Origin of the sequence: Barnesiella propionica, assembly GCF_025567045.1 — a bacterium.
GTDB lineage: Bacteria > Bacteroidota > Bacteroidia > Bacteroidales > Barnesiellaceae > Barnesiella_B > Barnesiella_B propionica.
In genome coordinates, this window is sequence record NZ_JAOQJK010000005.1 from 100,714 (window position 1) to 119,713 (window position 19,000).

Consider the following 19,000-nt stretch of genomic DNA (forward strand, 5'->3'; position numbering starts at 1 on the left):
TACTTCGATTTATCGCCGGAAATAATTTAACAAATTACTTCCGGCGGTTTTTACTTTTTAAAAGATATGACAATGGATAAGCATGGTATTGAGCAGATAGGAGAGGAAACATACGATGAAATACTTTATGTTTGGGAGAGATCGGTACGTGCGACACACGATTTTTTGAGTGAGGCCGATATTGCATACTATAAACTTCGGATACCGGAATATTTTTCGCAGGTCAGATTATATGCGATTCAATACAGCGGACAAGTACAGGCTTTTATGGGCTTGTCGGATAATAAGATAGAGATGTTGTTTGTTCTTCCTGAAAGCAGGGGAAAAGGGCTGGGGAAGAAGATGGTACGGTATGCATTATTGGAAAAGAATATAATGGAGGTAGATGTAAATGAGCAGAATCTACAGGCTTGCGGGTTTTATGAAAAAATGGGTTTTACAGTCATTTCCCGGGATAGTGTCGACGGAGAGGGAAAACCTTTTCCTATTTTACATTTGAGATATGAAGAATGACATTTAAAAGGCTACTACGTAATCCTGTTTGTTTAGCTTGACATTACAGAAAATAATTCCGTAATCATATAAGTCCATGGTAACTCTTACTTTGTCTGTAGTTTTGAGAGCCTCCCAGAAACTTTTGATTTTTTTATTCGAATAGATACCTTCTATAACTAATACCGAGTTTTCCTGAATATTTTGAACAAATAATTCCAGTAATAAAGGATATATGCCCGATTTAAACTGGTGGAGTACTATAAAATCAGGATTTTTTTTCATTTGAGAAGATAGTTTTTCCATCCATGGATCTCCTTCCTGAAGGAAAATTTTTTCACCGCTTTTCTTGATTATATCAAGAGCTGTTTTTGCTATATAATGATCTGGTTCTATTACAGTCAGATCTGAAATCGTATGGGCTTTTTTCAGATATAAGGTAGATATGCCCCACGCCGTTCCTATTTCTAGAATAGAAGATGGCTTGAAGTAATTTACCAATCTGAAAAGTAGAGATGCTTTACGAAAAGATATATTTTTTCGCAGATTGAGGTCTTTGCGGCTGAGATTCCCCCGCAGAAAATTCCTTCTGATTTGTTCTATGTCCCCATAAGCATAGTACATGAAGTCCTCTTCGATGACCTTAGTAATTAAATTAAAGGCAAAAGGAGAGTGTACGCCATAACCTTTGCTATGGCGTATCTTTCTTATACCTTTTATACATGGTTTAAAAATGCGTTTTGCCATTTTGAACCGTGCTTCGTTTTAATTATCTGTGGAACTTTTTTTATTTTGTTTTAATGGCCATAATACAGCGGCTATTCCTAAAATAAGGAGCAACACGAGGGCTGCATACGCGATATTTGTGGTGATGTGTAGGGATTTCGGGTCAAACCTAAATACAATCTCATGTTCTCCGGCTGGTATGGAAAGGCCTCTCAGTACATAGTTAACCCGGGCTTCTTTCACCTCTTTCCCGTCAATGGTGGCATTCCATCCCCAAGGGAAGTATATTTCTGAGAACACCGCAAAAGCGTCCTGAGATGTTTTTACCTTATAGCGGAGTGCGTTCGGTTTGTAAGATGTTTCATAAATGGTGTCTCCTGCCGCTGGTATAGCGAGAGGTGTTTTAACGAGTTCTTTGAACCGTTTGTCGATAACGGCTGTAATGCGTGGATTGAAATTATCCAGAGCGTTCATTTCAGCATCGGGACTATCTACCCATTTTATATCCGAAACAAGCCAGGCATTCCCCAGAGCATCCGGGTTGAGCATGGCGGTAACCGATTTACGGTCTTCGGTAGGTACAATGACATATCGGGTATTCAACATGTTGATTACAGCCATGTTTTGTTTTGACAATTGCCGGTCTATCAGGTCCTGATACCGGCGTAGTTTAGCCGCATGGTAGCCGCCCACTGATTTATGGTAATAAGATGTGGCCGCATCGTTAAAAGTATTAGTCGATAAATTTAACACGCGGTAATTCGGATCTTTATCTTGAAGAATCATTTGATCGGCAGGAGACATGGGAAACGGATTGGATAATTTTGTTTTGGAAACAAAATCCTCGCTGTTCAGATAACGTTTGTTCACCATATACATATCTCCGAGAATAATAAGGCCGGTTAATATTATGAAAGCGGTCGTTTTTATTTTTTTTGCCGAGTATAGCCATAATCCCAGCGTACCTAACGCAATGACGAGTAAGCTGCGCCATGCATCGGCTCTGAATACAGCTTCCCGTATAGTTTCCACCTGGGCGAAAATATCCCGGTATTCAGGTGTCTGGCTTATCATTTGTGATTCTCCGTTGCTCAGAAACGAAAAAAATAAAGACGGAAAAAGAGCGAATAGCAAGCAGGCCCCTCCGGTAATACCCAGACTCATGTAAAACGCTTTACGTTGTGCTTTAAGAATACCTGGATTCTCAATAATTTCTTTCAAAGTTAATATTGCCAATACCGGAATACAGAATTCTGCTATTACCAGTATGCTTGAAACTGCCCTGAATTTATTATACATAGGTACGTAATCGATAAACAGGTCGGAAAGCAACATGAAATTATGTCCCCATGAAAGTAGGACGGACAATATGGTTGCAGCCAGTAGAGCCCATTTAAAAGATGATTTTACAATAAAGCATCCTAGTACGAACAGCATCATTATGAATGCACCGACATATACAGGACCCGATGTGAAAGGTTGGTTTCCCCAGTAACTATTTACTTGGTTCAATATGGGTTGCATTTGAGGAGAGGCGGCTTTACGGGCCGTTTTGTTCTGCGCTAAAGCACCGGAAGCTCCACCCTTGACATTGGGTATAAGTAATGACCATGTTTCTCCGATTCCATAGCTCCATTGAGTAATATATTCTTTTTCCAAGCCACCGTTCGATACGGTTTGGTTGTTGTTGTCAGGTGATGTGAGTTCCGAATGACCGCCCCTCATGGTCTCTTTGCTGTACTGGTACGTATTGTATAAGCTGGGAAGATTGGCTGCGATAGCTATTATACCTGCTATGACCAATACTCCGGTTGCTTTTAAGAAATTCCCGAGTTGTTTCTTTCGGTAACTGTCAATAAAAAAAGTAATAACGATAGCCAGGATCACAAATAGAAAGTAATAGGTCATCTGCATGTGGTTGGATGTTATTTGCAAAGTCGCGAATAAAGCTGTCAGAGCACAACCTTGCAGATATTTTCCTCTATAAGCCAGAATTATGCCGGCTATCGTCGGGGGAATGTAGGCCAGCGTGATGAATTTCCATAGGTGACCGGCTTCGATAAGTATAAAGAAGTAGGAAGAAAAAGTGTATGCAATAGCACCTAATACTGCGAGAGGCCACCGGACTTTCAAAGCCAACAGAAGAATGAAGAACCCCGTCATCATTATGAATAACAAAGAAACTGGGGAAGGAAGCCATAAATGATAAGCTTGCCCTATGACGTTTATTACATCATTATTGCTATAGCGGGGAGATATCTGAAAACTGGGCATCCCTGAAAACAGAGAATTGGTCCACCACGTTGTTTCTCCTGTTTCCTGTTCGAAAACCCTGCCTTCCTGCCCTACGGCGATACCCTGTTGGGTATCATGCTGGAACAATACTTTTCCTTCCATAATGTCAGGAAGAAAATAAACATATGAAAGGACGGCAAAAAAGAGAATGGATGCAATGTAAGGCAATGCCTTTTTGAAATCAAACTTCCTCATGGCTTTTGTATTTACAAAAAGAGATACGGGTATTTTTCCCGTATCCTTTATGATGTTAAAACGAATTAATAACGGTAATGTTCCGGTTTGTACGGACCTTCTTTTTCTACTCCGATATAAGCAGCCTGTTTGTCGCTTAATTTTGTGAGTTTCACACCTATTTTTCCCAGATGTAAACGGGCGACTTCTTCATCCAGTTTTTTGGGCAGTCGATAAACTCCTACTTCGTAATTGTTTGTGAAGAGTTCTATTTGTGCCAGTGTCTGATTGGTAAAAGAGTTACTCATGACAAAAGACGGATGCCCGGTCGCACAACCTAAGTTTACCAAACGTCCGTCGGCCAGTAACAGAATATTATGGCCCTGTGGGAAGAAATATTCATCTACCTGTGGTTTTATATTGCGGTGACGAATACCCGGATATTGTTTCATCTTTTCTACCTGTATCTCATTGTCGAAGTGGCCTATGTTACATACGATAGCTCCGCTTTTCATTTTTTCCAGGTGTTCTATCCGAATGATATCACAATTCCCTGTACAAGTTACATAAATATCTCCTTCGCTGAGTGCGTCTTCGACGGTCGTTACTTCAAAACCTTCCATCGCCGCTTGTAAAGCGCAAATAGGGTCGATTTCTGTCACTAATACGCGAGCTCCGTACGAACGAAGGGAATGAGCACATCCTTTTCCTACGTCTCCGTAGCCGCATACTACGGCTACTTTTCCGGCGATCATGACATCCGTGGCACGTTTTATACCATCTGCGAGTGATTCACGACAACCGTAAAGATTATCAAATTTAGACTTGGTTACCGAGTCATTTACGTTGAATGCAGGAAATAGTAATTTTCCTTCTTCCATCATCTGATAAAGACGATGTACTCCGGTCGTCGTTTCTTCCGATACGCCTTTGATCCCGGGAATCATGCGCGACCAAAGGGAATTATCCTTTTTCAAAACTTCTTTCAGAATATTTTTTAGTTCGGTTTCATCTTCCGTTCCGGAGGGTGTTTCCAGCACCGATGCGTTTTGTTCGGCATCGTATCCCAAATGTATCATAAGCGTAGCATCTCCTCCGTCGTCTACTATCACATTAGGACCTTTGCCTCCTTCGAAACGAAGAGCCTGTAATGTACACCACCAGTAATCGGAGAGGGTCTCGCCTTTCCAAGCGAAAACGGGCACTCCGGCGGCTGCTATCGCTGCTGCTGCATGGTCTTGTGTGGAGTAAATATTACAACTCGCCCATCGTACTTCGGCGCCTAAAGCTACCAGGGTTTCGATAAGAACGGCTGTTTGAATGGTCATATGGAGGGAGCCCATAATGCGTGCACCTTTCAAAGGTTGTTCTTTGCCGTATTTTTCACGTAAAGCCATCAATCCGGGCATTTCCTTTTCAGCCAGGTCGAGCTCTTTGCGGCCGAAATCTGCTAAATGGATATCCGCTACCTGATAAGGCAACGTAGAGAATAGTTCTGTTGTCATGATCGGTATTATTATTATAGATGTGCAAACATACGAAAATTGTAGGTAAATATATTTAGTATATGAGGAAAAAATATTATTAGTCTTGTCATCTATCGAAATTCGTATGCTAATATTCAGAGATATTAAATTACCGGTCAAAACTTTTGGGCTGGTTCTATATCTTTTGTAATTTTAGCCGTTTTTTAAGAAGGAAAGACAATTTACACGCTTGTTTTGAGTTATTATAAAACAACGGCACTTTGTTTGAATGCCTTAGGAACCGATTAGAAAGTTTATATGCGTAAAGCCAAAATAATACTTACAGGGATTTTTTTGCTTGTCACGGTACGTGCCGTAGCTCAGGTAGATGCGCAATATAGCCAGTATTGGGCTCTCCCGACATTCTACAATGCTGCTAGTGCAGGCCGTACCGATAAGTTGAATTTATTGGCGACGACACGGCAGCAATGGATAGGTATGCCCGATGCTCCGAAGACGTTTATGGTATGTGCCGATATGCCCTTGCGTTTTTTAAACCAGAATCATGGTGTAGGGCTTATTTTCTCGAAAGAGACGGAAGGTCTTTTTTCAAATATGGTTATCGGGGCCCAATATGCTTATAAACTGAAATTGTGGACTGGAACTCTGAGTCTGGGAATTCAGTTAGGTATGTTTGATCAGAAGTTTGATGGTACGAAAGTTTCCATTCCTTCCGATGATTATCATAATTCCAATGATGATGCCATCCCTACGACCGAAATGCAAAAGATGGTGTTCGATATGGGATTCGGGGTTTTTTACAATCATAAATATTTTTATGCCGGTTTGTCGGCCAATCATCTGAACGAGCCTACGGTAACATTCGAAGAGAAATATGAAACTTATATAGGACGTTCTTATTATTTTCTCGGAGGGGGCAATATTCCATTTAAAAACCCGTTATATGAGTTGCAGCCCTCTGTTTTGGTAAAGACCAATTTGAATATTACCCAGGTGGAAATAACCGCCCGCCTTAAGTATAACAAATTGTTTTGGGGAGGTCTTTCGTACCGGTGGAAAGATGCGATGGTAATCATGATTGGTGCGGAATATAGGAATTTTATTGCAGGTTATGCTTATGATTATCCTGTTTCGGCTATTGTAAAAGCAAGTAGCGGTAGCCATGAGGTTTTTTTAGGATATAGCCTGAAGTTGGATTTTTCGGATAAAAATAAAAACAAACATAAAAGTATTCGCATACTATAGCTTATGAAAAAAATATTTTTGTATTTAGTCCTTGCATTCATGTTTGTGGCATGTGCTCCTTCAGCCCGTAATGGCGGAGAGGTTACAGGGGTGGGCGGCTCTGCATGGGGCGAACCTACGCCGTATGGTATGGTTCTTGTAAAAAGAGGCTCATTCGAAATGGGACCGGCCAAAAAGGATAGTCTTTGGGGACAGTCGCAAGATCCCCGGGGCATTTCCGTGGATGCTTTTTGGATGGACGAAACGGAAATTACCAATTCGAAATATAAACAGTTCGTATTTTGGGTCCGGGATTCCATTATTCGTGAACGTCTTGCCGATCCGGCTTACGGAGGAAATGAAGTATATAAGATCGAAGAGGATAAAGATGGAAATCCTATTAAACCTCATTTAAACTGGAGTAAGGCTATACCTTGGCGTAATCCTACCGAAGATGAGGCCCGGGCTATAGAGAGTGTTTACCGCATTAACCCTATAACCGGCCAGAAACAGTTGGACGCTACTCAAATGAATTATAGATATGAGGTTTTCAACCAGGTGGAGGCATCTAAAAGAAAGAATCGTCTGGATGTGACCAGACGTGAACTTAATACCGATATAGAACCGGATTACGATGCTTTGGTTATGATATCGAAAGATACCGCTTTTATTGATGAAGACGGGCGTATCGTACGTGAAACGGTAAGCAGGGCATTGCAAAGCGAGTATGATTTCCTGAATACATATATTGTGAATATCTATCCTGATACGACTGTTTGGATTAACGATTTTGACAATGCATACAATGAACCCTATGTACGGCTCTATTTCTCTCATCCCGGTTATAATGAATATCCGGTTGTGGGTATTTCCTGGGAACAAGCCAATGCTTTTTGTGCCTGGCGTACCGATTATTTGCGTTCGGCTTTGGCAAAAGGCGTATATGTAGAACCCTATCGTTTGCCTACGGAAGCAGAGTGGGAATATGCCGCACGGGCAGGGAAGAACGAAAATCAGTTTCCTTGGAGCGGAGATCAGCCTATGGCCGAGAAGGGTTGTTTTTATGCTAACTTTAAACCCGATAAAGGGGACTATGTGAAAGACGGTAACCTGATTACGTCGAGAGTAGGCTCATATTCTCCCAATGAATTCGGTTTATATGATATGGCAGGTAACGTGTCGGAGTGGACTTCGACCGCATATACCGAAGCTAATACACGGGTAACCAGTGATATGAATCCCGAATATACATATAACGCAGCGAAGGAAGACCCGTATCTTATGAAACGGAAGATCGTAAGAGGCGGTTCCTGGAAAGATGTTTCCAATTTTATTCGTTCCGATATACGTATGTGGGAATATCAGAATGAGCAGCGTTCATATATAGGCTTCCGTTGCGTACGTACGCAGATTGGTTTCGCCAGAGGTAAAAAATAATGCAGAAAGAATAAATATAACCTGAAAATGGGAAAATACAGGAAATATAAAAATCGTGTGGAAAAATTTCTTTCCAGCGAAAAAGGACAAAGATTTTTCAACTTTGCATATAGTATCGGTGCCGCTATCGTTATTTTAGGTGCCCTTTTCAAAATCCTTCACCTTCCGGGCGGTAGCGAACTGCTTTGTTTAGGTATGGGTACAGAAGTTCTTATGTTCGTACTTACCGCTTTCGATAAGCCGGCGAACGAATATCACTGGGAGGAAGTATTCCCGGTGTTGAAGTCTAAAGACCCGGACGAAAGACCCTCTTTTTCAGGGGGAAACGGTTCGGTCGTCATTAATGGCGGAGGAAATGGAATTTCGGCTCCGGCGGTATCTCCCGAAGCAGCACGTAAAGCTGTAGGTATTCCCGACGGATTGAATCTGAGTGAAAACGATACGCAGAGTCTTACGGACAGTATTCAGAAAATGTCGGCGGCCGCCGATCAGCTTTCCCGGATGGCCGAGCTTACTAATGCAACGCAGGAGTATCTTTCACAATTGTCCGGTATCGCCGAACAGATGGAAAAATTCAAAACAGCTACGGAATCTCTTACCCAGGTTTCGAACGTATTGTTGGATTCTTACAAAAGTATTACCGATAATTCGGAAGGTATTTCCGATAGTTCGAAAGGATATGTGTCCCAGATGGAAGATCTCAACCGAAATATTGGCGGCTTAAATACGATTTATGAGATACAACTCAAGAGCATTAGTTCCCAGTTGGATAATATTGACCGAATTAATGCCGGATTGAAGAAAATAAGCCGTATGTATGAAGATTCTACGGCCGATAGTTCGAGATATTGTGAAGAGACCGAAAAGATGACTCAATATATGAAACAGCTGAATTCGGTATATGAGAAGATGATTACTGCTATGACGGTCAATATGTATCGTCCTATGATGCCGGCCGAACCGGTTTCGGCGCCGGCAACCGAAAAAGAATCTACCAAGGAAGAATAATAAAGTATGGCAGCAAATAATATAAGACTTTCACCCCGTCAGAAGATGATAAACCTTATGTATATCGTCCTCACGGCTATGTTGGCGCTCAATGTGTCGTCCGACGTGCTCAACGGGTTCAGACAGGTGGAGGACGGTTTGCAGCGCTCTGCTAGTAATGTAACTCAGCAAAATGCATCGCTATATCAGAAATTGGCCGATTTTAACGAGAAAAATCCAGAAAAAGGAGGTATATGGTATAATAAGGCGTTGGAATTGAAAAGTCGGACCGATTCCTTGTATAATTTAGTGGAACGCCTGAAATGGGATATTGTAAAAGAAGCTGATGGCAAGAACGGAGATATAAAGAATATACAACGCCAGGACGATCTCGAGGCATCTTCTTTCATTATGTTGTCGCCAAGCAAGAAACAGGGAGTGAAATTGCGTCATTCGCTGGACGGTTATAGAGAGCTGGTTTCGGGGATAATGACCGATCCTGTTAAAAAACAAGCTATTGAGAATTATCTTTCTACAAAACCGGCAGGAAAAAATTCCGGGAAAAACTGGGAAGAATCCATGTTTGAAAATATGCCTGTAGTTGCAGCCATAACATTGTTATCCAAAATCCAGAATGATGTGCGGTATGCCGAAGGCGAGGCTTTGCATACATTACTGAATAATGTGGATATCGGTGATGTGCGTGTGAATAAATTGAATGCTTTCGTTATTCCGAACTCTAAGAATGTCATACAAGGAGGTAAATATACGGCTAATATAGTTCTGGCTGCGATAGATACGACGCAGCGTCCCAATATTTATATCAATGGGACTCAGCTTCCGGCTGATAAAAACGGACTTTATGAAGTTGTGTGCGGACGTACCGGTGTTTTCGATTTTAAAGGATATCTCGAAGTTCCCCGTGGGGACGGCTCTATAACGAGACATGATTTCGAATCGTCTTATACGGTTGTGGAACCTTCTGCTACGGTTTCGGCTACCATGATGAACGTTCTGTACTCCGGTATAGATAATCCCATCAGCATCTCGGTTCCCGGAATACCCAATCAGGCGATACAGGCTTCCATGAGCAACGGCTCTTTGGTACGCAACGGTAATGGCTGGATAGCCAAGCCCAATAAAGTAGGAGAAGAAGCTGTAATTACAGTTACAGCGAATATGGACGGACGTTCCCAGGTAGTAGCCAATACTCATTTCCGTGTGCGTAAATTACCTGATCCTACACCGTTCATTGTTTACAAAGATGCAAAGGGCTATGAACAACGATATAAAGGGGGAAGACCGTTTGCCAAGACGCTGTTATTGTCCGCCCCGGGTATTCAGGCGGCTATCGATGATGATTTATTAAATGTAAATTTCCGTGTCCTGAGTTTTGAAACAGTCTTTTTCGATTCGATGGGTAATGCGTTGCCCGAGGTATCGGATGGAGCTAATTTTTCCCAACGCCAGAAAGATGCGTTCCGGAGGTTGTCACGGGGAAAACGTTTTTTCATTACGAGCGTACGTGCCGTCGGACCAGATGGTATAGAGCGTAACGACCTTCCTGCTATAGAAGTGAAGGTAAATTAATAACAGATAAAGAAATGAATAATATATCAGAGCATATGAAAACACTTAAAGGACTTTTGGCGGCAACTTTTTTGCTTTGTTTGCCGTTGTCTGCCCTACAGGCTCAGGTGGTAAAGAAGAAAAATGATAAGGAAGTGGCAAAAGATCAGGCACTGTCCATACGAGCTAAGTCGCTTTACGAGCAAGGGGAAGGATCTGTGGATGCTCCATGGCTGCGTATTATATATCGTTCTCTTGACTTGACGAACGAGAAGAATATGCCTTTATATTACCCTGAGGAACCGGCGGAAGGACAAGAAAATCTGTTTCGTATCATTATGAGGTTGCTATCGGACAATCAGATTACGGCTTATGAATATCTTGACGGTCGCGAAGTTTTTACCGATCAGTATAAGATAAAAGTTAAAGACATGTTCGACCGTTTCCATATCTTGTATGCCGAGAAAAAAGGAAGTACCGAAAAGAATCCACGCTTCACTATAGAAGAGAGTGATGTTCCCTGTAACGAAGTGCTTTCTTATTATATACGGGAAAAGTGGATATTCAATCGGCGTACATCTTCGTTCTATTCCGAGATAGAGGCTATCTGCCCGGTTCTTCACCGGACGGGAGATTTCGGAGAAAATGCGGTGAAATATCCTATGTTCTGGATAAAGTATAAAGATTTGCGTCCGTATATGGCTCAGCAGTATGTTATTACCAGTAATGAGAATAATATTCAGCAATATAATTACGATGATTATTTTCAGCTCCGGATGTTTGACGGGGATATATATAAGACCCAGAATCTGCGTAACATGTCTCTGATGCAAATGTATCCCGAAGCAGAGGCTATGAAAAAAGCCCAGGACAGTATAGAAGTTCAGCTCAGTAATTTTGATAAGCGCCTGTGGGTACCTACTCCCGAAGAACTTGCAAAAGCTAAAGAGGAAGCAGCCGGAAGGGACTCTACCCAGCTTGCTACGGCAGGTGATAAAGAAAAGAAAAAAAGTTCGAATGTACGTTCCACTCGTTCTACCAGAGCAAAGCAGAGTGAAAAATCCGCTTCTACGAAAGTAAAGCAATCTAAATCCCGTGAGTCTTCTTCAGCACCGGCCCGTTCGGTAAGACGACGCAGATAAATGATATATTATACAAGAACGAGGTCCTGCCGATTATCGGCAGGACCTCGTTCTTGTATGTGAGAAATTAAGAAAAACATTCGCATAACTAATGAAATAATATATCTTTGTATAGAATTTGTTTCTGTTTACCGGAAATAAGAAAAACAAGAAAATATGAAAAAATGGATATTTTGTGCAAGTCTCGTGCTGGCTTGTATATCATGCAATAATCACAATACATTTACCGTAGGAGGTACTGTTTCCGGTGCAAAAGGAAAAGTCCTTTATTTGGAGAATCTGGCGGCAGAAAAACCGGCGATACTCGATTCCGTCATCTTAAAGTCCGATGGTAATTTTTCTTTTAAAGGAAAAAGACCGCAGTATCCCGAATTTTATCGCTTGCGTCTGGATAATGCTTATATACACCTGGCGGTAGATTCGACGGAGAATATAAACATAAAGACCAGTTTACCAGATTTCGGTTTTAATTATGAGGTAACGGGGTCGGACGAATGCGAGAAGATGCGCATCGTTTCGCAGGAAAGCGTGAAATTACGGACTCGTATAAATGAAGTTACCGAAGCCATGAAATCGGATAAGGCAAATGTAGATTCCTTGAGGGCCCTGGCACTTGCTGATATTGATGCCTATAAAAAACGGATGATTGATATTGTTCTGGAGAATCCCCGTGCCGCGGCCGCTTATTATATTATTTTCCAAAGGATAAATAATGAAGTCGTTTTTGATGTATATGACCCGTCGGACTGCCGGATAATCGCAGCCGTAGCGACAGCTTTCGATAGCTTTTATCCGGATGCTCCCCGTACGCGCCAGTTACATGATATTACTATAAGCGGTTTGCAGGCGATAAAGAAAAATAAAGAGAGCCGACAAAACGTTAATGATAATATACGGGAAGTGGAGACAGCTTCTTTTATAGATATTGCCCTGAATGATATATATGGTCATGAACGAAGGTTATCTTCGATAGCCGGTAAGGGAAAGGTTGTATTGCTTGACTTTACAGCTTATAAAACAGAATATTCTCCGGCCTATAACATCAGGCTGGCAGAACTATATCGTAAATATGCTTCCCGGGGATTCGAGATCTATCAGATTTCATTGGACGCAGAAGAGAATTTCTGGAAAGTTTCGGCCGATAATTTACCTTGGATATGTGTCTGGGACCCTGCCAGTGTATACTCTTCCATAGCTAATACTTACAATGTAAAAGAATTGCCTACTTCTTATCTACTGGATCGTGACGGTGAGCTTGTAAAACGGCTTTCATCTCCCCGGGAATTGGAATCCTTGCTGGAGAAGTACTTGTAGTATAATGGTTAACAATAAGATTTTTATTATGTTAAGGAGATAATTCTGCCATTTTTGTTTGGAAGATTAAAAAAAGATATTATCTTTGCAGTATTGAAAACACAAAAAAGGAGTCCCGGCTTTTCGGCGGGGATTCTTTTTTGTTTTATAAAAAAGAAACAATATTCATAAAACTATAGGAGATTATTATTATGGCAATTAGTTACATGACCGAAGACGGTTACAAAAAAATTCTGGATGAAATCGCTTTCATGGAAAATGTAAAGCGTCCCGAAATTTCAAGAGCTATCGCAGAGGCCAGGGACAAAGGAGATCTTTCGGAAAATGCCGAATACGATGCAGCTAAAGAGGCACAAGGTATGTTGGAAATGAAAATATCACAACTGAAAGACTTGATCGCAAATGCACGTTTTATAGACGAGAGTAAATTGAATACTCATACGATACAAATACTGAATAAAGTAAAAATTAAGAATACGAGAAATAATGCTGTAATGCAATATACTATCGTTTCAGAGTCCGAAGCCAACCTGAAAGAGGGGAAGATCGCTGCCAGTACGCCTATTGCAAAAGGCCTTATGGGAAAGAAGGTCGGCGACGTAGTCGAGATACAGGTTCCCTCCGGTATTATGACGTTCGAAGTTGTTGATATATCCATATAAGTAAAATTGCCGTGCATCCTCGCTAGGATGCACGGCAATTTTGCTTCAAATTACATTACTCCCCCCGCTTCCTATAGTTTTAAAGCCGGGGGGAGTATTTTTGTATTATAGCTTTACTGTTCAGAAAACCGTTGCCGGTAAGATAATATAGCTAATTGTGCCTTGTACCGCCGGCTATATTAACTCGCTTGTATACCGCCCCCTTGGTTGTTGAGAATAGTATTTATAGAACAGGATATTTTTGTGCTCTTGTTTTCATGCAATGATAGATATCTTCTTTTGTCCCGTTAAAGGGACCGGAATGTTCAATTTTTAAAGTAGCCATAGCGGCGGCGAAACGGCCGGCTTCATCCGCTCCGGTATTCTTTGCCCGTCTGTATAGATAACCTGTGATATAAGTATCTCCGCATCCCGTGGCATCTTCTATATTATTAGGTCTATAAGCAGGAATCGTATGGAACCCCTGGTTGTCGTAAATGACCGATCCCATGCTGCCCAGAGTTATAATAACTTCTTTTACTCCCCATTCTGCCAGTCGTATAGCAGCCTTGGCGATATCCTGATATCCGGTGAGAATTTCCATCTCATGTTCATTGACTTTCAGAAAGTGAATGTATTTTAGAGCCTCTCTTTTATCTTTCCAGTCGACCGGATATACATGGGTATCTTTTACTTCCCTGAGATATCCCTGAGAATCTACAGATATTAAACCTTTCCGGGATAAATATTTGATAACGTCCAGGGAAAAGTCGTCTGCAAGTAATGTCCCCAAATGATAAATACGAGCATGAATGGATTGTAATTTATCAGGGGTGAAAGGATCGGCTTTCGCTAATACCTTTTGGGTTCGGTTATCTTGGTTCTCTCCATATATATTTTCAAAACATACCGAGTATTTGCTCGGAAGAATCGTGATATTCATACATTCGGAGTGCATTTCTTCTACTACGTTCATTTCGTTTTTTCCTACGGATGTCACCAGTGCATAGTCGATATCCTGAAAACGTTTAACAGCTTGGGAGAAATAAAAGGCCGTTCCTCCCGGCATGTGCACCGTATTTTTAGGTGTAACGATTTTATCGAGAGTGATATGTCCTATACAACAGATATCATGAGTTTTCATGCCGATCATATTAATGAAGTGCGAAATTACGAAAACTATTGTAACAGGTACGCTTTTGTTTAGTAATATATATTATTATCTATTTGAAATACTATGTTTTAATATCTGTAACCTTATACGTTTTATCAGAGGGGGATAATCCTTTTTATTACGGGGTGTCAATTTTTTTCAGCCTGGGAACGATATAAAAAATGAAGCATTCTGTATGTTTTTTACCGGTGATTTTATACATTTGTCTTAACGTATAATACTTTAATAATAAAAATTATGCCTTCTATTTTCAGTCGTATTATTGCCGGAGAAATTCCGTGCTATAAAGTAGCCGAGGATGAACGTTATTTTGCCTTTCTGGATATTAGTCCGGTTGCGAAAGGTCATACTCTCGTAGTTCCTAAACATGAAGAAGATTATATATTTGATCTGGAAGAAGATGTACTTGCGGGACTGACTCTTTTTGCCCGCAAAGTTGCCCGGGCTTTGGAAAAAGCTGTACCGTGCAGACGGGTGGGAGTGGCTGTAATGGGGTTGGAAGTTCCTCATGTACATATCCATTTAGTCCCTATCAATAAAGAGTCGGATATGAATTTCTTTAAAGAAAAATTATCATTGTCTTCCCAGGAGATGTCGGATATTGCCAATTCTATTGCGTCTCGTTTCGGGAGATAACTAAAAAAGTTTTGTAAGCGTTATGGGAAACCATAACGCTTTATCTTTTATGAAATTGATTTTTGCGATAATGCCAGTATTGCGTTTTGTTTGTCTTCTTTAAGCTGTGCCTTTAGTTCTTCCAGGCTGTTCATTTTTCTTTCAGGGCGCAGATAAGATACGAAACAGACGGTTAAGTCTTTCCCGTACAAATCACCCGTGAAATCGAAAATATGGCATTCTATGCTGTAATCTCCTTGTCTTTCGAGGGTAGGACGGTTACCGATATTCAGCATGCCGTCGCGTACTTCTCCATTGGGAAGGACTGTCTCTACAGCATATACTCCATGTGCCGGAATAAGTTTTTCGGTATTTAATAAAGAAATATTGGCTGTGGGGAATCCTAATTTTCTCCCCAGTTTAAAACCGTCTATAACATTACCTGTTATTGCATAGCGGTATGAGAGGAAACGGTTGGCTTGCTTGATGTTGCCGGTTTCCAGGAGTTGCCGGATGATCGATGAACTTATATTTGTTTTGTCCATTGAAAATGCTTCGGCTTTAAATATTTGCACTCCTAATTCTTTGCCATATGCTGTATAATCCTCGAAACCTTCTTTTCGGTTATGACCGAAACGGTGGTCGTAACCTATGAATAATGCTTGTATGTTGTAGTTTTCTTTCAGGAGTTGCAGAAACTCCCGGGCCGAGAGCAATGACATTTCAGGAGTGAAGTCTAGCACTATGGCATAATCTATTCCGGTTTTTTCCAATAACTCCAGTTTTTCATCGGTCGTAGTTAATAAAGAAAAGCGGCAGTCTGAGTCTAATACTTGTCTTGGATGAGTGCGGAATGTTACTATTGCCGAAGTATTACCAGCTCTTTCCGCTTCTTGTCTGACGCTATTGATTAATGCCCGGTGTCCCTGATGTACCCCGTCAAAGAATCCAATGGCTGCAACAGAAGAGGACTCTGAAATTTTTTGTATGGAATCAATGATCTTCATGAATCGGATTATAATTCAAATACAGAAGAAAAATCGGTGAAAGGAGGAACCAGATATGTTCTGAATCCGAATTTAGCCGCTGCTTCCAGATTTTTCTGTGAATCATCGAAGAAAAGAGTTTCTTCTGGCTTCATTCCCGATTGTGCGATTAGTTTCTCAAAAATTTCGGAATTGGGTTTAATGCATTTCATTTTATAAGAAAGATATTTTTCATCGAAATAATCGTCTACGGTAAGACCCTGTATACGGAAACACTCATCTATTTTGGAGTGAAACATAATCGGGTTGGTATTGCTCAGCATAACGATATGGTAACGTTTCTTTAGCTTCAGCAACATGTCCAGTTTATATTCGGGAATACTTATCAGGAATTTGTTCAAGGCATCGTCTATTTGCCCGTCAGTCAGTGGTAAACCCGCTTCGAGACGAACGGCGTCACGAAATTCGGATGCTGATAGGCTGCCTTCTTCTAATTGCAGGAATATACCTTTTTGTGAATATTCTCCCAACATCTGGTTTGCAGTTTTAACTCCTATGGCTTCAAATGCGGCCACGCAGTTTTCCCGTTTGATATCCATTAATACACCGCCTAAGTCGAACAGCAGATTTTTTACTCCGTCAATAATAGCCATTTTATTTTATCGTTTAATTTCGGCTACAAAAGTAATGAAACTCTCCGGTATTCATGGACTTATTCTTTTGAAAATCCCTTTTTATATATACAGACTATTAAAATCGGTGTAATGGATAATAAATTTTGCCGGATTTATTTGTGTGGTTTGAAAAAAAAATATACTTTTGCAAACGATTTCGGAGTTACTCTGAAACGGTCCTATAGCTCAGTTGGTTAGAGCATCTGACTCATAATCAGGGGGTCCTTGGTTCAAGCCCAAGTGGGACCACATTGAAAATGAAAGGCTTACAATTCATTGTAAGCCTTTTTTCTTTTATTACTGTTTGAAAACAGGAAGCAATCCGTATCTTTTGATTATGTTATATATGAATGAGAAACAAGAGAGGTTTTTCTCAAAAAATCTTTTATTATCCTTTTTATGAGCATAAGTTCGTATTATAACTATTTTTTTATTACCAGATACGATTTTATCTATGCTTTACAGGTTTGTCCGGTGATTTCCCGGAGGCGTTCTTTTTTGGGCAATAGGGTGTCTATATCTTTCTTCGTTACCACGAATTTCGGGTTACCGGGCTTCGACATAGGCGAGGCGTAGCAATTCGAAAAGCTGTTTTTCTTCGACGTGTTTCAAGGGGAATATCTTCTTTAGTTCCGGTGAATGTTTATTAGTAGCACTTAATAGTTTAGGCAGGTTATATTGTTTAAAGTATCGAGCAGGCGTAAAGTATAAAATATATTTTCACAAGTTTGATGTAGATGAAAAGATGTCATTTTATATTTACCTAATTCATAATAATATTTTGCACCAGGTAAAAAAAATCACCAGCGTATTTAAATATGTTGTCATAATACTTCTATGCCTGTTCGAGTTAATAATTTCCACTGTCGTATAACATAATTCGCTCGTTCTTGATGTCGGTATAGAAAGACCGTCCTTCCGGCAAATCAGAGTTAAGTTTTTCTATATCTTCGTTGATAAATTGTATGGGAACCTGATTGCCGTGACGTTTGTAATACTGGTCGTCTAACACGTCGAGCAAATGTCCTATTTCGTTTACGTCCGTTTTAATTGTTACTACCAGTATGTCGTAATCGTTCATAAAGGATGTCGGGATGCTGAACTTGTTCCGTTCGTCAGATCCATAAATATTCCTTTTACAGAGTTCCGTACAGGATGATCATCATTTTGCAACGCGGTACGAATTCCCGTATTAGCGTTACGATTTGTTTCAGGTCGGCTTTAGCATAGTCGGGTAATTTAGATAAGGACTTTTTCATAGATCGTTCCGGGTATTATGTTATATACCAGTAAAGACACGTGATTTTTTCCTTCCTTATTCCCTTTTCACGCGTTTATTCTTTAATAATTAGCGTGGGCCAGATAGTTTCCGGTATTACGAGACGAATCATTAGCCCAGCTTCCGCCACCAGGCGGCCGGTAACGATGGTTCTTCGTAAAGGAGGGCATTTTTAGTATTCATAACGGCTGGTCTTGGACGAAATAAAACACGTGGTCGGTCCTTATACAATGTGTAAATTATTGCCGTAATGTTTTATGCCGACTGTGTTTTCATAGAATATATGTTCACGGAACATTAGCTCACGGTAAGCCGAAGTTAATATTACCAGCTTCTTTATACATAAAGGTTTCGGAAAGCAAACTTCGTTATCGGTTGAGTTCAGTCCCAATTATGAGGCGTTTAATTTGTCGCAGATCTCGAATTTCGATAGGGCCGGAAGTTTGTGCAGGCGGTGTAACTTCCGTTTTCTTTTCAACAGATTTATACAATACGGCTAATCGGAATGTTTTTAAGTATCAGCTGTCTGAGTTCCGGCAATCCGGCTAACGTAGGTATGAGAGAGTGAAAAAGTTTTGCCCCAAAAAGGTGAGAAGGAAAGTACTTATTTCATTTTCTTTATATCTGTTTTTACGGATTATTCCAATGTTCCTGTTTGATTTTCATTAAATTCATTCGGTATCATTCATTCTTGCTGCTTTAATAATTATGGAAGAAGAAGCCGAAGTCATGTAAAGAAATGAACAAGAGTGTGGCCGGCGGGAAAAAGCGGAAGTCAAGAATA

18 protein-coding genes and 1 tRNA gene are annotated in these 19,000 nt (G+C 40.7%); 11 read left to right on the top strand and 8 right to left on the bottom strand.

What is annotated here, in order from left to right; genetic code table 11:
- The first annotated feature begins 72 nt into the window (after positions 1-72).
- The gene (locus tag OCV73_RS08330) at positions 73-513 is read left to right on the top strand and encodes a GNAT family N-acetyltransferase (RefSeq protein WP_147551238.1); all 441 of its coding nucleotides are present in this window, start codon (positions 73-75) and stop codon (positions 511-513) included.
- 3 nt (positions 514-516) lie between these two features.
- Here OCV73_RS08330 and OCV73_RS08335 read toward each other — a convergent pair whose 3' ends face one another.
- From OCV73_RS08335 to ahcY, 3 genes are all read right to left on the bottom strand, one after another.
- Positions 517-1,239, bottom strand: coding sequence for an O-methyltransferase (locus OCV73_RS08335; protein WP_147551240.1), 723 nt, complete (start codon positions 1,237-1,239; stop codon positions 517-519).
- A gap of 18 nt (positions 1,240-1,257) precedes the next feature.
- Entirely contained in the window at positions 1,258-3,708 is a 2,451-nt protein-coding gene (locus OCV73_RS08340; RefSeq protein WP_147551243.1) for a YfhO family protein, read from the bottom strand.
- A 65-nt stretch (positions 3,709-3,773) separates the two neighbouring features.
- Positions 3,774-5,192, bottom strand: a complete 1,419-nt coding sequence (ahcY, locus tag OCV73_RS08345) for an adenosylhomocysteinase (RefSeq protein ID WP_147551245.1) — start codon at positions 5,190-5,192, stop codon at positions 3,774-3,776.
- Positions 5,193-5,471: 279 nt separating this feature from the next.
- On the opposite strand from ahcY, the gene OCV73_RS08350 reads away from it, so the two are divergent.
- The 7 genes from OCV73_RS08350 (at position 5,472) to greA (ending at position 13,509) form a co-directional block, all read left to right on the top strand.
- A complete protein-coding gene (locus tag OCV73_RS08350) occupies positions 5,472-6,419 on the top strand; it encodes a PorP/SprF family type IX secretion system membrane protein (RefSeq protein ID WP_147551247.1) in 948 nt (315 codons plus the stop codon).
- 3 nt (positions 6,420-6,422) lie between these two features.
- Entirely contained in the window at positions 6,423-7,835 is a 1,413-nt protein-coding gene (porK, locus tag OCV73_RS08355) for a T9SS ring complex lipoprotein PorK/GldK (RefSeq protein ID WP_147551249.1), read from the top strand.
- Positions 7,836-7,862: 27 nt separating this feature from the next.
- Positions 7,863-8,843, top strand: a complete 981-nt coding sequence (porL, locus tag OCV73_RS08360) for a type IX secretion system motor protein PorL/GldL (protein WP_147551251.1) — start codon at positions 7,863-7,865, stop codon at positions 8,841-8,843.
- 6 nt (positions 8,844-8,849) lie between these two features.
- Entirely contained in the window at positions 8,850-10,412 is a 1,563-nt protein-coding gene (gene porM / locus OCV73_RS08365) for a type IX secretion system motor protein PorM/GldM (RefSeq protein ID WP_147551253.1), read from the top strand.
- Between the two features lie 35 nt (positions 10,413-10,447).
- The gene (gene porN / locus OCV73_RS08370) at positions 10,448-11,533 is read left to right on the top strand and encodes a type IX secretion system ring subunit PorN/GldN (RefSeq protein WP_147551255.1); all 1,086 of its coding nucleotides are present in this window, start codon (positions 10,448-10,450) and stop codon (positions 11,531-11,533) included.
- A 156-nt stretch (positions 11,534-11,689) separates the two neighbouring features.
- Positions 11,690-12,847: a TlpA disulfide reductase family protein gene (locus OCV73_RS08375; RefSeq protein ID WP_147551257.1), complete on the top strand. Its 1,158-nt coding sequence runs from the start codon at positions 11,690-11,692 to the stop codon at positions 12,845-12,847.
- A 191-nt stretch (positions 12,848-13,038) separates the two neighbouring features.
- The gene (greA, locus tag OCV73_RS08380; RefSeq protein WP_147551259.1) at positions 13,039-13,509 is read left to right on the top strand and encodes a transcription elongation factor GreA; all 471 of its coding nucleotides are present in this window, start codon (positions 13,039-13,041) and stop codon (positions 13,507-13,509) included.
- Positions 13,510-13,732: 223 nt separating this feature from the next.
- Here greA and OCV73_RS08385 read toward each other — a convergent pair whose 3' ends face one another.
- Positions 13,733-14,632, bottom strand: a complete 900-nt coding sequence (locus OCV73_RS08385) for a PfkB family carbohydrate kinase (protein WP_147551261.1) — start codon at positions 14,630-14,632, stop codon at positions 13,733-13,735.
- Between the two features lie 267 nt (positions 14,633-14,899).
- On the opposite strand from OCV73_RS08385, the gene OCV73_RS08390 reads away from it, so the two are divergent.
- Positions 14,900-15,298, top strand: coding sequence for an HIT family protein (locus OCV73_RS08390; RefSeq protein ID WP_147551263.1), 399 nt, complete (start codon positions 14,900-14,902; stop codon positions 15,296-15,298).
- A 47-nt stretch (positions 15,299-15,345) separates the two neighbouring features.
- On the opposite strand, the gene OCV73_RS08395 is transcribed toward OCV73_RS08390, so the two are convergent.
- Together OCV73_RS08395 and OCV73_RS08400 are read right to left on the bottom strand one after the other, a co-directional pair.
- A complete protein-coding gene (locus tag OCV73_RS08395; protein ID WP_147551265.1) occupies positions 15,346-16,284 on the bottom strand; it encodes a bifunctional riboflavin kinase/FAD synthetase in 939 nt (312 codons plus the stop codon).
- A gap of 8 nt (positions 16,285-16,292) precedes the next feature.
- Positions 16,293-16,916 (bottom strand): HAD family hydrolase, encoded by a 624-nt coding sequence (locus tag OCV73_RS08400; protein ID WP_147551267.1) that lies wholly within the window; start codon positions 16,914-16,916, stop codon positions 16,293-16,295.
- A gap of 196 nt (positions 16,917-17,112) precedes the next feature.
- On the opposite strand from OCV73_RS08400, the gene OCV73_RS08405 reads away from it, so the two are divergent.
- Both OCV73_RS08405 and OCV73_RS08410 read left to right on the top strand, forming a co-directional pair.
- Positions 17,113-17,186, top strand: a tRNA-Ile gene (locus OCV73_RS08405).
- Between the two features lie 150 nt (positions 17,187-17,336).
- Positions 17,337-17,513, top strand: a complete 177-nt coding sequence (locus tag OCV73_RS08410) for a hypothetical protein (protein ID WP_262512925.1) — start codon at positions 17,337-17,339, stop codon at positions 17,511-17,513.
- A gap of 274 nt (positions 17,514-17,787) precedes the next feature.
- On the opposite strand, the gene OCV73_RS08415 is transcribed toward OCV73_RS08410, so the two are convergent.
- Positions 17,788-18,018, bottom strand: coding sequence for a hypothetical protein (locus OCV73_RS08415; protein WP_262512926.1), 231 nt, complete (start codon positions 18,016-18,018; stop codon positions 17,788-17,790).
- Between the two features lie 55 nt (positions 18,019-18,073).
- Positions 18,074-18,196, bottom strand: a complete 123-nt coding sequence (locus OCV73_RS08420; protein WP_256435663.1) for a hypothetical protein — start codon at positions 18,194-18,196, stop codon at positions 18,074-18,076.
- Positions 18,197-19,000 lie beyond the last annotated feature (804 nt).